We start from the raw sequence: 14,933 nt of genomic DNA on the forward strand, positions 1-14,933 counted from the left end.
AAAACTATGAGAACAGCAACGATTGAACGTAAGACAAAAGAAACACAAATAAAAATAAGCCTTAATCTAGATGATCAGTCAAAAGTGAAAATCGATACTGGAATCGGCTTTTTGAATCACATGCTGAACCTTTTTGCCAAACACGGTAGATTTGGTTTGATCGTGGAAGCACACGGAGATTTAGATGTTGATCCACACCACACTACTGAAGATACTGGGATTGTTTTGGGTGAATGTTTCAAAGAGGCTTTGGGCAACAAAGAAGGAATCGAAAGATACGGTACACAATTTGTGCCAATGGACGAAACACTGGGACAAGTTAGTGTTGATTTGAGCGGTCGCTCATATCTGGTCTTTGATGCTGAATTAACTAATCCAAGATTGGGTGGATTGGATACAGAAACTGTCGAGGATTTCTTTCAAGCAGTTGCCTTTGCTACAGAGATGAACCTTCACGCCAGGATCCTGTATGGTCGAAATACTCACCACAAAGTGGAAAGTCTATTTAAAGCGTTCGGTAGAGCAATGAGAGAGGCTGTAACAATCAATCCTGAAATCAAAGGCGTTAATTCTACGAAAGGTGTGATTTGATGTTTTCGATAGTTGATTATGATACTGGTAATACTCGTAATTTAAAAAAGGCATTGGATTATTTACAAATTGAAAATGAATTAACTGATGATAAAGAAAAGATACTCAAGTCAGATGCTGTGATCCTGCCAGGTGTTGGGGCTTTTGCGGCCGCAATGGCAGAGCTTGAAAAAAGAGACTTAGTCACTACTTTGCAACAAGTTGCAACAAAAGGCACACCGATATTAGGTATTTGTTTGGGGATGCAATTACTATTTGATAGTAGTGATGAATATGGAGAACATGTTGGTCTTGGTTTGATACCAGGGAAAGTCATAGCTATTCCTGATGATGTCAAAGTTCCACAGATGGGATGGAATCAAAATAAAGCAATTAAAGAAAGCAAATTCGGTTCAATAGATGGTCAATTCACATACTTTGTTCATTCGTATTATGCCAAATGCGATGAGGAAAATATCTTGGCTGAGGTTGAATATGGTACGTCCATTCCTAGTATTGTCGAGAATAACAATGTATATGGAATGCAATTTCATCCTGAAAAAAGTGGACAAGTTGGTTTAAAACTTTTAAAGGAATTTCAAGAGGTGGTGGAATCATGATCTTTCCAGCAATTGATTTATACAATGGTCAAAGTGTCAGATTGTTTAAGGGTGATTATAACAAGGTAACGCTCATCAATAAGGATCCGATTATGCAGGCAAAAGAAATCTTAGCGGCTGGCGTCAATCAAATTCACTTGGTAGATCTTGATGGTGCCAAGACGGGTCAACCGAAGAATTATGAAGTAATCAAAAAAATCCGCCAAAGTTTCACTGGATTCTTAGAGCTTGGTGGTGGAATCCGTGATTATAAGACGGCTAAAGATTATCTAGATCTAGGTATTGATAGGATCATTATTGGTTCTGCAGCAATCGAAGATCCACAATTTGTTAAGGATCTGTTGAAGAAGTATGGTGGTGATCGAATTGTCATAGGCGTTGATGGTAACGATGGTAAAGTCGCGGTCAATGGTTGGATAGAACAATCAAACGTTACTATGGAAACTTTAATTAAAGCCATGATGGATAGCGGTGCTAAGCATTTCATCGTTACTGATGTATCACGTGATGGGACAATGACGGGTCCTAATTTGGATCTATTATGGAAGTTGAAATTGGATATGCCTCAAGTTAACTTCGTGGCCAGTGGTGGAATAAGGAATTTGAAGGATCTTCATCAATTGAAGGCATTTGGCTTAGTCGATGTGATCATTGGAAAGGCTCTTTATGAAGGCACTATTACTCTAGAACAGATTGCTGAGGTGGAGAAAAATGTTAGCTAAACGAATCATTCCATGTCTTGATGTTGATTCCGGACGAGTAAAAAAAGGTGTCAATTTTAATAATCTGACAGATGTCGGTGATCCAGTTGAAATTGCTGCTGAGTACCAAAGACAAGGTGCAGATGAACTAGTATTTTTGGACATTACAGCAACAAATGAACACAGAAAGACAATGACACAAGTCGTTGAACAAGTGTCATCACAAGTCTTCATGCCCTTGACCATCGGTGGTGGTGTCAGCAGTGTTCAAGATATTCAAGCTTTATTAAAAGCTGGTGCAGACAAAGTGGCAATTAATTCTGCTGCTGTGGATAACCCTGATCTGATCACAGCTGGAGCAGAAAAGTTTGGTAATCAGTGTATCGTCGTGGCCATTGATGTCTCTAAGAATAAAAGTGGCGAGTACATCGTCTATATTCACGGAGGTAAAACAGCGACCAAGCTCAATGCCATAGATTGGGCCAAGACAGCAGTAGAACACGGTGCAGGTGAACTATTAATTACTAGTATGGATAGAGACGGTACCAAGGATGGATTCGATATATCACTTTATCAAGAAATCAGCCAAGTGGTAAATGTTCCGATAATTGCCTCAGGTGGTGCTGGTAGAGCTTTAGACTTCTCGGAAGTGTTCAAGCAAGGCAATGTTGATGGGGCCTTAGCAGCATCTGTATTTCACTATGGTGAGTTAACGATTGAAGAGGTTAAACAAGCAGTAAAAAAAGAAGGTATCACGATAAGATGACAGAATTGAAACCGGATTTTTCAAAGGGGTTATTAACAAGTGTTGTGGTGGATGCAAATACCAAAGATGTATTGATGGTAGCTTGGATGAACCAAGAAAGTTATGAGAGGACTTTGGAAAGTGGACAAACTTGGTTTTGGTCTCGTTCTAGAAAGGAACTGTGGCATAAAGGAGCTACTAGTGGCAATTTACAAGATGTCGTTTCAATGACACTTGATTGTGACCTGGATACTTTATTGGTCTCGGTAATACCACACGGTCCAGCCTGTCATACAGGAAGCACTAGTTGTTTTTTCAATAAAGTAAAAGGAGAAAAATAAATGCAAGATTTAGATGAATTATATGCTCTGATCAAGTCACGAAAAGAAAATCCTAAAAAAGGTTCATATACTGATTATTTATTTACTAAGGGTCTCGACAAGATTTTGAAAAAGGTTGGTGAAGAATCAACTGAAGTGGTGGTCGCTGCCAAAAATCCTGACAAGCCACGTGGAGACGGTGAGCTGGTTTACGAATCAGCCGATTTGTTATATCACTTATGTGTATTGTGGGTCGAACAAGGAGTTAGCTTTGATCAAATCAAAGTAGAGTTGGCTAAGCGTGAAGGCTTAATGAGTGATTTCAAAGATAGACCGGAAGTTAAAGACTTATAGGAGGTCAAACTATGAAGAGAATTATTCAGCAGTTACAGCCATATATTCCTGAAAGATCAATAGATGATCTGAAGAAGGAATTGGGACTGTCTAAACTAGTACGATTATCGGCTAATGAAAATGCCTATGGGACCTCCCCAGATGTTAAAAAGGCAGTTGTCAATTGGACATATGATCAAAGTAATCGTTACCCAGATGGGGATGCTAAAGAACTTCGTGATTTGATCTCTAAAAAGTTCTCACTGGATCCTGAACAAATCGTCTTTGGGGTGGGTTTAGATGAAGTGATCGTCATGTTGTCACGTGTGTTCTTGTCACCAGGGGATGAAGAATTAGTATCGGCACCAACATTTTCTGAATATGCACTACATGCTGAGATCGAAGAGGCAAAAGTCAAAAGTGTCCCAGTGTTTAACAGTGGCCAGATTAACTTTGCTGGCATGTTAGATGCCATTAGTGAGCGTACAAAGCTTATCTGGATCTGTAACCCTAATAATCCGACCGGAACACTGGAGACAGTATCTGATATTGAAAACTTTGTGGAAAAAGTTCCAAATAACATCATGGTCTTGGTTGATGAAGCTTATATTGATTTTGCGACAACTCCTAATGCCTCTGCTATGGATCTGACTAAAAAGTATCCTAACATTGTCGTCATGAGGACTTTTTCGAAGGCATATGGATTGGCCAACTTTAGAGTTGGGTATGCAGTATTTCCTAAGATAGTAAGTGTAGATGTTCAAAAAGTTCGCCTGCCATATAACGTTAATTCGATTGCCCAAGTGGCTGCGGTAGCGGCTTTCAAGGACGAGAGCTTTGTCAGGAATGTGGTTGAAAAAAACGCATTAGAACGCCAGTTGTGGGAGAAGTTTTTTGACGATAATAAAATCAAATATTATCCCAGTCAAGCCAATTTCATTTTCTTTGAGTATCCTGATGCAGACAAACTAGCTGACTATTTATTACATCATGGCTATCTTTTAAGAACAGGACTGAAGAAGAATTGGTTAAGATTGACCGTGGGGATGAAAATAGATAATGAAGAATTACGTAATTTGATCTATGATTATAAAGGGTGAATTTATCACTCTTTTTTACTGTATAAGGAAGTCTTTTATGAATATAGGACAAATTACGAATCAAATCATTCTAATGTTTTGTTTAATGCTGGTAGGTGTGTTGATAAATAAGTGCAAATTTATGCACGCTCAAACATCTAATGACTTAACTAATATCTTGTTGTACGTTGTTTCACCATGCTTGATCATCAATGCCTTCGAGCAGAAATATTCAGCTAGCAGGATCAAGCAGTTTGTTTTGGTCGCTATTGGCATTGTGATTTTTTATATTATTGCTATTATTATTTCAAAATTAGTTTTTGGACGGTTGAAGAATAAGAATCTCAGTCGAATAACTCAATATGGTAGTGTCTATTCAAATGCTGGATTTATGGGGATACCCTTGATCAGTGCCTTGTTTGGAACAAGTGGGGTATTTTTTGCCGTAGTGTCGTTGGCTGGATTCAATATCTTTAGTTGGACACATGGTGTGTCTTTGTTTAGAGATTCTGATGAGAGAATTGATGCTAAACAAATAATACTTAATCCTAATATTATTGCGATCGTTGTCGGTTTATTAATGTTTATCTTTTCATTACGATTGCCGGGAACTATTAATACAGTCGTCAAAAATGTCGGTTCGATCAATACACCATTATCAATGATCGTCATTGGTAATAGCTTAGCCAATATTAAGATCAGTAAGGATATGATCGATAAGAATATTGGCAAGGCATTGATATTGAGGAATCTGATTTTCCCAATCATTATGATATTTTTACTTAAGTATTTGGGCATAACAGGGATCGCTTATTACACGACTATAATCATGGCGGCATGTCCGGTAGCAGGCATCGTAGTTTTGTTTACTTTGCAAGCAAAAGGGGATGCTGGTCCGGCAATATCTTTGATGAGTATTTCGACCGTAATCAGCTTGGTAACTATACCTTTGATGTTTGCTCTGGGTGGTATTTTATAAAAAAAAGAGGCCTCACTTTTGTGTGAAGTCTCTTTTTGTGTGCACTATAGGTTCAAATATTTACTTTCAATATAATAGCCATCTTCTAATTCTGCCCAAACACTGCTGTTATCTAGTTGGATTAAGCGTTTAACGAATACCTTTTGTCCTCCAAAATATCGCTTGTTATCCATATTGCCATAAGGAGTTTCCCAAGCTGTTACATTTTGATCGGAATAATAGAGGATTTGAGATGATCGATTGATTGGCATACTATCAATTATTTGGTAAATGTAGCTGATATTTTCTGCATTCACATTGAGTGGGCTACTGATAGACTGTTGTTCTTCAGAATATTGCTTCAAGACAACAGTCGAGATATTCTCGGAACTAGGTATCCAAGTACTTCCACCTAAGTTATACCAAATAGTATTACTGTAAGTTTCCTTCAATGCCTTGTATACACGCCAATTTGAATCATGTGGTAATGGAAGCTTCAAGGCAATTTTACTGCCCGGTTCGTTAAAGACATCAACGTTGTCATTAGTCTTGATAAATAGATTCTTTTTGATGTCGTATTTTACAAATGGAATAGTATTATAGACAAATTCATATTCCTGAACGTGACTTGAAAAATGTCCCTTAGATTTCTTAGGATAATCAACAAGGAAACGTTCGGCCTCTGCTAGTGGTTTGGCTTGATAATCTTTGTTCAATTCACCATAAAGGTATTGAGGATCAGATATCAATTCACCATTAGTATTACGGTGATAAACGACCACTGGAGCTGCCATTTGCTTGAAGTAAATAAGATAGATCCCATCATCATTTGGAATGAAGGTCTGTTGAAAATTCTGGACAGATGATAAGACATATCCTGGAATAGTTTTCCAAGGCATATCCAAATTGTCGTTATAGTGACCCTTTAAACTTACAGGCTTTGCCAAAGGCGAACCAACTGAGTCGATATAGTTAATAGTTATTTCTACATCGTTGCGAGTTATTTTCTTAATTTTAGAAGAAACAAGATTATTATTCATATGTGTGTCCCCATTTTTTGGGGAATAGGTTCTTTTAGTAAATTTCCCCATAATTAAACCCCTTCAATGTACTTTAGATTAGTGTAATTCTATCACGACTAAGTAGGGGAGTTAGTCAAATGTGACCTTATTAGCGATAACTTAAATTAAATATAAAGAAGATTAAAGAAAAATTTAAAAAATAGAAATTGGGCAGAATACAAAAAAACAATATTCACATGAGTAAATATCGTTTTTGGGGTACATATTAAGTAAATCTATTTCTTTTCAGAAACCTCGGCAGTTTCAGGTGCATTGTATTTACCAATGGTGATTTCACCTTTAACGATCTTAGCTTCAAGTTCTTTTTCTTTAGAATTATCCAAGAAGTAATCAGCAACTTTATCTTCGATTTGTTCCTCAATAACTCTTCTCAATGGACGAGCACCCATCTTAGGATTGAAGCCTAGATCAACAAGCTTCTCTTTGGCATCCTTTGTAACGTGAATACTTAAGTTTTGATCAGCAATCATTGAGTTTGTGTCAGCGAGCATCAAATCAACGATCTTCATCAAGTTGGCTTTTGTTAATGAGTTGAACTCAACTATGCCATCAAATCTATTTAGGAATTCAGGTTTGAAGAATTCTGACAAACTGTTAATAACTGAATGTGTCTTACCGTTTGCTTCTGCACCAAATCCAACGTTTGCTTCTTGCAAGCCTTGTCCGGCGTTTGAAGTCATAATAATGATAGTATCCTTGAAACTTACTGTACGGCCTTGAGAGTCAGTTAAACGACCGTCATCAAGAATCTGTAGGAACATATGCATTACATCAGGGTGAGCCTTTTCGATTTCGTCTAGTAGAATCAAACTGTATGGGTTACGACGAACTTGTTCAGTTAATTGACCAGCTTCTTCATAACCTACATACCCTGGAGGTGAACCGATAAGCTTTGACACACTGTGTTTTTCCATGTACTCAGACATATCAAAACGGATCATTGAGTCTTCAGTACCGAATAACTCACGTGCTAATTGCTTAGCAAGCTCAGTTTTACCAACACCAGTAGGTCCTACAAATAGGAAACTACCGATTGGTCTACCAGATTTATTGAAACCAACTCTGTTACGACGGATTGCTTTAGAAACTTGCTTTACAGCATCGTCTTGTCCAATGATATGGCTCTTTAAATCTGAATCCAAGTTCTTCAATTGTGATTGTTCTTTTGATTGGAGTTCACCAACAGGGATGTTGGTCTTTTCTTCAACGATATCTTGAATAGCCTTTTCAGTAACGATGCTCTTGTCAGCAGGTTCGCCATTTGCACTATTTTTCATATCTTGGAACTTAGTTACTTGATCACGGTAGTAAGCGGCTTTTTCGTAATCTTCATTACGTAGGGCAGCTTGCTTTTGTACTTCAGCATCAGATATCTTATTGTCTAGATCAGCCATATCAACGTGATTGATCTGCAAGTTCTTTTTAGAACCAGCCTCATCAATTAAGTCAATTGCCTTATCTGGCAAGAATCTATCTTGAATGTAACGTGCTGATAATTCTGCAGCAGCCTTGATAGCTTCATTAGAGTACTTTACGTGATGATAATCTTCATATTTTGGTTGAAGACCCTTAAGAATTTGAACTGTCTCTTCAACAGTAGGTTCATCAACTTGAACAGGTTGTAGACGACGCTCAAGAGCTGAATCTTTTTCAATAGTTCTATATTCATTCAGAGTTGTTGCACCGACCAATTGTAGGTCGCCACGTGCTAGGGCAGGTTTCAAGACGTTACCAGCATCCATACCACCTTCGGCATTACCAGCTCCAACGATTTCATGAATTTCATCAATGAACAAGATGATTTCCTTGCTCTTTTGTAATTCTTGGATCAATTGTTGCATACGTTGTTCGAATTGACCACGGACACCAGTTCCTTGAACTAGTGAAACGACGTCTAGTCTAACAACACGTTTATTTTGTAACTTCTCTGGGACATCTCCGTCCGCAATTTTTTGAGCAAGACCTTCAACAACAGCTGTTTTACCAACACCAGCCTCACCAATTAGAACGGGGTTGTTCTTTGTTCTTCTATTTAAAATTTCAATGACACGACTAATTTCTTTATCACGACCTATAACAGGGTCGATTTGGCCTTTTTTAGCCAATTCTGTTAAATCAACACCATATTGATCTAATACACCGTTACCACGACTGTGTCTACGATTATTACCGTTTCCACCGCCAGTTTGAGTCTGTGGACCTTGTTGTTCAAAGCCATTGGCGGATTGACCACCATTGTTTAGGGAATTGAACAAGTCTTCAAAACTTGAAAAGCCGTTTGGGTTTTCTACCATATTATTCATACCTTCGTTAGCTTGATTTCTTAATTGTTGATAGCAATTCTGACAGAGATTGATTTCTGTACGTTGACCATTAACACTTGTATATAAATGAATTGTTGCTTCATTTTTTTGACAATTTTGACAGAGCACTTGCACCCCACCTTTCTATCTTATATCGATTACAACGGTAGTATATAACTTAGCACTCGGGTATTGCAAGTGCTAAGTCTTAAAAATATACAGAAATTTTTCATAATTTTTTTCTAATAAATATTAACGCTTGCAAAACACTTGCATGTAAGCGTTGCATGGCTTATTATAACAAGGGTTTATCAAAGGTTTTTTTACAAAACTCTTGTGAAAGAATCTATATAATGGTAAATTAATTAGTGAATATTTGTAGAATGACTACAAGAATCTTAAAAATATGGTGAGGTATTTATTATGGAAAAGAAAGATTTTCACATTATTGCAGAAACAGGAATCCACGCACGTCCAGCTACTATGTTAGTACAAGCTGCTAGCAAGTTTACTTCAGATATCAACATTGAATTCAATGGTAAATCAGTAAACCTTAAATCAATCATGGGTGTTATGTCACTTGGTGTTGGCCAAGGTGCTGACGTTACAATTACTGCCGACGGTGATGACGCTGCTGATTCTATCGCTGCTATTACAGATACAATGACAAAGGAAGGACTTGCTGAATAATGGTTAAAACTATCAAAGGGATTGCAGCTAGTGATGGAATTGCTACTGCAGAAGCATACCTTTTGGTTCAACCAGATCTGTCTTTCGATAAAAAAAGCATTTCTGACACTGAAGCCGAAATTAGCCGTTTAAAAGACGCAATCGCCACATCAGATTCAGAACTTACAAAGATCAGAGATGTTGCTAAAGAGTCTTTAGGTGAAGATGAAGCTCAAGTCTTTGATGCTCATAAGATGATTTTGGCTGATCCAGAATTTACTGGCGCAGTTGAACAAGAAGTTTCAGATAAATCAGTTAATGCTGAACAAGCACTTGATGATGTATCTAAGAACTTTATCGCAATTTTTGAAGGTATGACTGATAATCCATATATGCAAGAACGTGCTGCCGATGTACGCGATGTTACAAAACGTGTAATGGCACATCTTCTTGGAGTTGAATTACCAAACCCTTCATTGATCGATCATGAAGTAATCATTGTTGCTCATGATTTAACACCTAGTGATACTGCTCAATTGAACAAAAAGTATGTTAAAGGATTTGTTACAGATATCGGTGGACGTACTGCTCACTCAGCCATTATGGCTCGTTCATTGGAATTGCCTGCTGTTGTTGGTACTGACTCAATTACAGGAGACGTCAAAGAAGGCCAAACTGTTATCCTTGATGGATTAAACGGTGCAGCTATCGTAGACCCAACTGATGACGATATCAAGAAATATGCTAAGTTAGCTAAAGACTTTGCTGATCAAAAAGCAGAGTGGGAGAAGTTGAAGAATGAAGCCACAGTTACTGCTGATGGCAAGCATTTTGATATTGCTGCTAATATTGGTACTCCTGATGACCTTCAAGGTGTTATTGATAATGGTGCCGAAGGTGTCGGACTTTACCGTACAGAATTCTTGTATATGCAATCTGAGGAACTTCCTACAGAAGATGACCAATTCAATGCATATAAAAAAGTTCTTGAAGGTATGAATGGCAAGGCTGTTGTTGTTCGTACAATGGATATCGGTGGTGACAAGCACTTGTCATATCTACCACTTCCAGAAGAAATGAACCCATTCTTGGGTTACCGTGCTATCCGTATCAGTTTGGATAGACAAGAAATCTTCAGAACACAACTTAGAGCATTGCTTCGTGCATCTGCATTCGGACAATTACGTATCATGTTCCCAATGATCGGTACATTGCAAGAATTCAGAGACGCTAAGAAGATTTTTGAAGAAGAGAAGTCTAAGTTAGTTGCAAAAGGTGTAGAGGTTTCTGACAACATTCAATTAGGAATGATGATGGAAGTTCCAGCCGCAGCTATTTTGGCTGATCAATTTGCTAAGGAAGTTGACTTCTTTAGTATTGGTACAAATGACTTGATTCAATACACAATGGCTGCTGATCGTGGTAATGAACATGTTTCTTACCTATATCAACCATATAACCCTTCAATCTTGAGACTAGTTAAGCACGTTATTGACTCAGCTCATAAAGAAGGCAAGTGGGCAGGTATGTGTGGAGAAGCTGCCGGTGATAACATCATGGTCCCATTACTATTAGGTATGGGTCTAGATGAATACTCAATGAGTGCTACATCAGTACTTCGTGTAAGAAGTTTGATGAAGAAGTTGAGTACAGCTGATCTTAAAGAATTAGCTGAAAAAGCAGTTAGCGAATCAGTTACTAATGAAGATAACGAAAAACTTGTTGAATCATATATCAATAAGTAATAAACCAGAGTGTGAAAATGCACGGGTAATTTCCGAGCATTAACGCAAATAGTTTCGGCATTCACGAAAGTGAATACCGAAACTATTTTTGTTAAGCGGAAGAAATTGTGTGTTTTCACGCGTTTTCGCTATAAAATTGAGTAGAGAATAAATTATGCTTTTTTAATATTTTTAATTGCTAAAAATACATTGTTTAATCCTAATCCAGCAAGAATTGAGATTATTGGTAGGAATTCTATCCGATATCTAGGTTGAACCTCGATAATCAGGTTTATTACTGCAAATGCCATTAACGGAAGTAACAACAGATAGAATTTATCATCAAATTTTGATTTGAATAATGCTAAGGATCCAATCCATGAGAATACTATTAGAACAATTGACCCCATGTAGGCAATGTAATTGATCCAATCCACTGTTTTTGGTGAATGTTTCTTAGCATAGTCAGTAAAGTCAGTTGCTAGAGTTCTTGATGACCATAATGTCTGTGTCTTGTTAATAAACAATTTTAACCAAGCATTATTTTCATTTAGATACGTTATTTCACTTTTTAACTGAGTATTTTCTATTTTTTTCATATGAGAGCGTGATTTACTGGCATCTATGAATTTATTAAGGTCATTAGAATAAGTTCCACCAGATTGATAATTCAAGCCACTTAAGAATTTCCATTGTGGATCGTTATTGGATAATCCATAGTCATTGATACCTGCAGCCTTTATTCCCCAACCAGAAAGACTGAATAGGACAAAGTAAATGGCTAATGTAAGCAAGAAGCTCAATCCAGTCTTATAATCACGATGTTTCATTAAAATGAAAATCAATACGAACACTATGATACCAGCAATGAAAACCGGACCAATAGGACGTATCAAACAAGCCAATGTTAGTGAAACACCAGCTAGAACATAACTCCAGAGTTTATCGTTAAATAGTAGGTAGAATGTTACTAAGTATAGTAAAGAACCTAAGTATTGATTATCAGCTTGACTATTAAGAGCAAACCAGTCGATATCTACCATTAAAAGTAAAACCGATAGACGAGCAATTTTTATATTATTAAAAATTTTGTTGGCTAGTAAATAAGTCATGAGTAAAGTTAGGGCTTGATAAACAACGTTTAAGAATTGAACGACAAAAATATTAAAGCCAAACACTTTGACGATACCTATAATGTAGACCATGAATCCTGATTGATATGCGTATTTAGAAAAATAGTCATTGTCAGTTTCGTAGAGTTTGTATCCATCTAAGAAACCTGGTGCACGAGTCCAGAAGTTCCCGAAGTCACTTATTTGCGCGTTTGGTACGTTTAATATCCACACCAGTGCAGTGATACTAAACGCCAGTAACATGACGATCAGTAGGCCTATATTTATCTTTTTACTGTCAGTTCTGATTCTTACCAGTAAATATCCAACTAATAGAATAATTGCAAAGAATATTATAAGAACAGGTATGTTTCGTGATACGTTTTGAGATAAGAAGTTATGATAGTAAAATGTCAGCATTAGTAGGAATACTAAACTGGTGAATATTGCGACACATATTAGTATTATTTTGCTTAAGATGCTTTGAAATTTATAGATGATTTTTTCCCCTTTGTAATTCCCCAAGTTTGTTTTTTCAGTGGATCAAATGATTCTTCCCTCCTTAATTACGTTTATATTTTATCATAAAATATAAATTGTTCGGTTTAATCTATTAAAAAGCATTGACAAGTGTGCCAGATTAGAATATTCTAATTACATTAAAAATAAATGAATTTAAAAGCAAGTAAGTGGAGAAGTAATTGAGCTGTACGAATCACAGGAAGCCATGTTAATTGAGAAATGGTATTTGTCGTTTGATGAAAGTAGCCACGGAGCTTACAATGCGAGCGAAAGCAAGTGTTGCATGGGTGCACCCATTATTGTGCTAGCGTATTATTTGTACGTGAAAAGATGTTGTCTGTGAGGGCATCATAAAGCAAGGGTGGTACCGCGCATAAGCGTCCTTTGAAAATCTTAATTGATTTTCAAAGGGCGCTTTTTTTCATTTTAATGGAGGCGGATCATATGAATGATTTGAATAATAGTAATGGCGGACTTGTTCGAGTGTATAGAAAATATGATTTGCAGAAACTAATACATTCAATTGAAAGAAGAGTTCACTTATGGAAAAGACAGATAAAAAATTAACTTTTAAACATTATATTATTATTGGATCCATGTTGTTTGGGATGTTCTTCGGTGCCGGCAACTTGATCTTCCCAATTCATCTAGGACAGTTGGCTGGTGGACATTGGTTAACAGCTGGCTTGGGATTCTTGTTAACTGGAACATTATTACCCTTATTAGGAATTATTGCTATCAGTATTACACGTTCCACAGGAATCTATGATTTGGCGAAGCCAATTGGTCATCGCTATGCATCGTTTTTCATGATCTTGACATGTGCCACTTTAGGACCTTTGTTTGCGACTCCAAGAACGGCCACAACACCATTTCAAATCAGTATCGCTACACATATTAGTGCTAGTCAGGAACCATGGTATTTACTAGGATATTCATTGATTTTCTTTTTACTTGCAGGATTTTTCTCTCGTAAACCAACAGGGATTGTTGATGCAATTGGTAAAATTCTAAATCCAGCATTTTTGATTCTTCTAGCTATTATTTTTGGGATTGCCTTCACTAATCCAATGGGTTCTGCCTCTAGTGCACATATTACTAGTGATTATCAGAATGGAGCTTTATTGAACGGATTTTTGCAAGGGTACAACACGATGGATGCTTTAGCAGCTTTGTTGTTTGGTATCGTTGTTGTTACATCGATTCGTAGTTTTGGCCAAAATAAACCAAGTTCAATTGCTAAAACTGCTGCTAAGTCGAGTTTGTTGAGTATTGCGCTGGAAGCATTCATCTACTTAGTTCTCATCTGGATCGGGGCAACTTCATTGACACATTTTAAGATTTCAGCCGATGGAGGGATTGCCTTTTCCCAAATTGCCAATCATTTTATGGGACTACCTGGTGAGATAATCCTAGCCGTAATGGCAACTTTAACTTGTTTAACAACTGCAGTTGGTTTGCTTACGTCATTTGCAGAAGCACTTCATGAAAAGTTCCCTAAGATCTCATATAAGTCTTGGGACATGATCTCATGTATTGCCTCATTTCTAATTGCTAATATAGGTCTAGAACAGATCATTGCTTGGTCGACTCCAATGTTAATGTTCTTGTATCCATTAGCTATTACATTGATCATCTTGTCAATTGCATCACCATTGTTCAACCGTGATCCGATAGTATATCGACTAACAACCATTTTCACGATCATTCCAGCTTTGATAGATGCATTGAATTCTGTACCAGCAATTATTTCAGAACAAGGATTTGCACAACAGATCTTGAAATGGGATCAAATGTATCTGCCATTTGCCAAATACGGGATGGATTGGTTGTTGCCAGCCTTGATTGGATTATTAGCAGGGTTGATCATTCATTATGTTCAACCCAGCATTAAACGTTCAAAATTAAAAACTGAGTAACAAATTTGAGGAGACGAAGTCAAGTAGATTTCGTCTTTTTTAATGAGAAAATTTCGTGTCAAGTACTTGAAATTTGTCTGGAATGTATAATTAAAATAATCATTGCTTATCAAGCGATAAGCATATTAGAATGGTAATTGCGGATTTAAAAAAAACAAATTGAATTAAGTTGAATCAAAATTTAATTCCAAAAAAAATTATTTGGTAAATCAATATTTAAAAATGCCGAGAATAACGGCACTTAAGACTCTGAAAAACAGGTTCACTAATTTGTTG

At 36.9% G+C, this 14,933-nt stretch carries 14 protein-coding genes and 1 other annotated feature; of the genes, 11 read left to right on the forward strand and 3 right to left on the reverse strand.

What is annotated here, in order from left to right; translation table 11 throughout:
- Positions 1 to 6: 6 nt before the first annotated feature.
- Genes hisB through BTM29_RS06660 form a run of 8 tightly spaced genes read left to right on the forward strand, consistent with a single transcriptional unit; the run spans position 7 to position 5,347 of the window.
- Entirely contained in the window at positions 7 to 591 is a 585-nt protein-coding gene (gene hisB / locus BTM29_RS06625) for an imidazoleglycerol-phosphate dehydratase HisB (RefSeq protein WP_076615033.1), read from the forward strand.
- Positions 591 to 1,190, forward strand: coding sequence for an imidazole glycerol phosphate synthase subunit HisH (gene hisH, locus BTM29_RS06630; RefSeq protein WP_076615037.1), 600 nt, complete (start codon positions 591 to 593; stop codon positions 1,188 to 1,190). The genes hisB and hisH overlap by 1 nt, the downstream gene beginning before the upstream one ends.
- Positions 1,187 to 1,912 carry a 1-(5-phosphoribosyl)-5-[(5-phosphoribosylamino)methylideneamino]imidazole-4-carboxamide isomerase gene (gene hisA / locus BTM29_RS06635; RefSeq protein WP_076615040.1) on the forward strand — a complete coding sequence of 242 codons (726 nt, stop codon included), beginning with the start codon at positions 1,187 to 1,189 and terminating at the stop codon, positions 1,910 to 1,912. The genes hisH and hisA overlap by 4 nt, the downstream gene beginning before the upstream one ends.
- The gene (gene hisF / locus BTM29_RS06640) at positions 1,902 to 2,657 is read left to right on the forward strand and encodes an imidazole glycerol phosphate synthase subunit HisF (RefSeq protein ID WP_076615043.1); all 756 of its coding nucleotides are present in this window, start codon (positions 1,902 to 1,904) and stop codon (positions 2,655 to 2,657) included. Before hisA ends, hisF begins: the two co-directional genes overlap by 11 nt.
- Before the next feature lie 5 nt (positions 2,658 to 2,662).
- The gene (gene hisI / locus BTM29_RS06645) at positions 2,663 to 2,977 is read left to right on the forward strand and encodes a phosphoribosyl-AMP cyclohydrolase (protein WP_076618772.1); all 315 of its coding nucleotides are present in this window, start codon (positions 2,663 to 2,665) and stop codon (positions 2,975 to 2,977) included.
- On the forward strand, positions 2,978 to 3,310 hold the full coding sequence (hisE, locus tag BTM29_RS06650; protein ID WP_076615046.1) for a phosphoribosyl-ATP diphosphatase: 333 nt from the start codon (positions 2,978 to 2,980) through the stop codon (positions 3,308 to 3,310).
- Between the two features lie 11 nt (positions 3,311 to 3,321).
- Positions 3,322 to 4,389 carry a histidinol-phosphate transaminase gene (gene hisC, locus BTM29_RS06655; RefSeq protein ID WP_076615051.1) on the forward strand — a complete coding sequence of 356 codons (1,068 nt, stop codon included), beginning with the start codon at positions 3,322 to 3,324 and terminating at the stop codon, positions 4,387 to 4,389.
- A 37-nt stretch (positions 4,390 to 4,426) separates the two neighbouring features.
- On the forward strand, positions 4,427 to 5,347 hold the full coding sequence (locus tag BTM29_RS06660) for an AEC family transporter (protein WP_076615055.1): 921 nt from the start codon (positions 4,427 to 4,429) through the stop codon (positions 5,345 to 5,347).
- Positions 5,348 to 5,391: 44 nt separating this feature from the next.
- Here BTM29_RS06660 and BTM29_RS06665 read toward each other — a convergent pair whose 3' ends face one another.
- Positions 5,392 to 6,366: a MucBP domain-containing protein gene (locus BTM29_RS06665; protein ID WP_083686022.1), complete on the reverse strand. Its 975-nt coding sequence runs from the start codon at positions 6,364 to 6,366 to the stop codon at positions 5,392 to 5,394.
- Between the two features lie 257 nt (positions 6,367 to 6,623).
- Entirely contained in the window at positions 6,624 to 8,840 is a 2,217-nt protein-coding gene (locus BTM29_RS06670) for an ATP-dependent Clp protease ATP-binding subunit (protein ID WP_076615062.1), read from the reverse strand.
- Positions 8,841 to 9,134: 294 nt separating this feature from the next.
- On the opposite strand from BTM29_RS06670, the gene BTM29_RS06675 reads away from it, so the two are divergent.
- Positions 9,135 to 9,401 (forward strand): phosphocarrier protein HPr, encoded by a 267-nt coding sequence (locus BTM29_RS06675; RefSeq protein ID WP_076615066.1) that lies wholly within the window; start codon positions 9,135 to 9,137, stop codon positions 9,399 to 9,401.
- Positions 9,401 to 11,125, forward strand: coding sequence for a phosphoenolpyruvate--protein phosphotransferase (gene ptsP / locus BTM29_RS06680; RefSeq protein WP_076615070.1), 1,725 nt, complete (start codon positions 9,401 to 9,403; stop codon positions 11,123 to 11,125). Before BTM29_RS06675 ends, ptsP begins: the two co-directional genes overlap by 1 nt.
- A gap of 152 nt (positions 11,126 to 11,277) precedes the next feature.
- Here the strand turns inward: ptsP and BTM29_RS06685 are convergent, their stop codons facing one another.
- On the reverse strand, positions 11,278 to 12,636 hold the full coding sequence (locus tag BTM29_RS06685) for an ArnT family glycosyltransferase (RefSeq protein ID WP_083686023.1): 1,359 nt from the start codon (positions 12,634 to 12,636) through the stop codon (positions 11,278 to 11,280).
- A 255-nt stretch (positions 12,637 to 12,891) separates the two neighbouring features.
- Positions 12,892 to 13,126: a binding site (T-box leader), on the forward strand.
- A gap of 154 nt (positions 13,127 to 13,280) precedes the next feature.
- Here BTM29_RS06685 and brnQ point away from each other — a divergent pair.
- The gene (gene brnQ, locus BTM29_RS06690; protein WP_076615074.1) at positions 13,281 to 14,657 is read left to right on the forward strand and encodes a branched-chain amino acid transport system II carrier protein; all 1,377 of its coding nucleotides are present in this window, start codon (positions 13,281 to 13,283) and stop codon (positions 14,655 to 14,657) included.
- Positions 14,658 to 14,933: the final 276 nt, after the last annotated feature.

Source organism: Companilactobacillus allii (genome assembly GCF_001971585.1).
Classification (GTDB): Bacteria; Bacillota; Bacilli; order Lactobacillales; family Lactobacillaceae; genus Companilactobacillus; species Companilactobacillus allii.

Coding starts and splice junctions, on each gene's coding strand:
- hisB (WP_076615033.1), top strand. CDS start 7: ATGAGAACAGCAACGATTGAACGTAAGACAAAAGAAACACAAATAAAA.
- hisH (WP_076615037.1), top strand. CDS start 591: ATGTTTTCGATAGTTGATTATGATACTGGTAATACTCGTAATTTAAAA.
- hisA (WP_076615040.1), top strand. CDS start 1,187: ATGATCTTTCCAGCAATTGATTTATACAATGGTCAAAGTGTCAGATTG.
- hisF (WP_076615043.1), top strand. CDS start 1,902: ATGTTAGCTAAACGAATCATTCCATGTCTTGATGTTGATTCCGGACGA.
- hisE (WP_076615046.1), top strand. CDS start 2,978: ATGCAAGATTTAGATGAATTATATGCTCTGATCAAGTCACGAAAAGAA.
- hisC (WP_076615051.1), top strand. CDS start 3,322: ATGAAGAGAATTATTCAGCAGTTACAGCCATATATTCCTGAAAGATCA.
- BTM29_RS06660 (WP_076615055.1), top strand. CDS start 4,427: ATGAATATAGGACAAATTACGAATCAAATCATTCTAATGTTTTGTTTA.
- BTM29_RS06665 (WP_083686022.1), bottom strand. CDS start 6,366: ATGAATAATAATCTTGTTTCTTCTAAAATTAAGAAAATAACTCGCAAC.
- BTM29_RS06675 (WP_076615066.1), top strand. CDS start 9,135: ATGGAAAAGAAAGATTTTCACATTATTGCAGAAACAGGAATCCACGCA.
- ptsP (WP_076615070.1), top strand. CDS start 9,401: ATGGTTAAAACTATCAAAGGGATTGCAGCTAGTGATGGAATTGCTACT.
- BTM29_RS06685 (WP_083686023.1), bottom strand. CDS start 12,636: ATGCTGACATTTTACTATCATAACTTCTTATCTCAAAACGTATCACGA.
- brnQ (WP_076615074.1), top strand. CDS start 13,281: ATGGAAAAGACAGATAAAAAATTAACTTTTAAACATTATATTATTATT.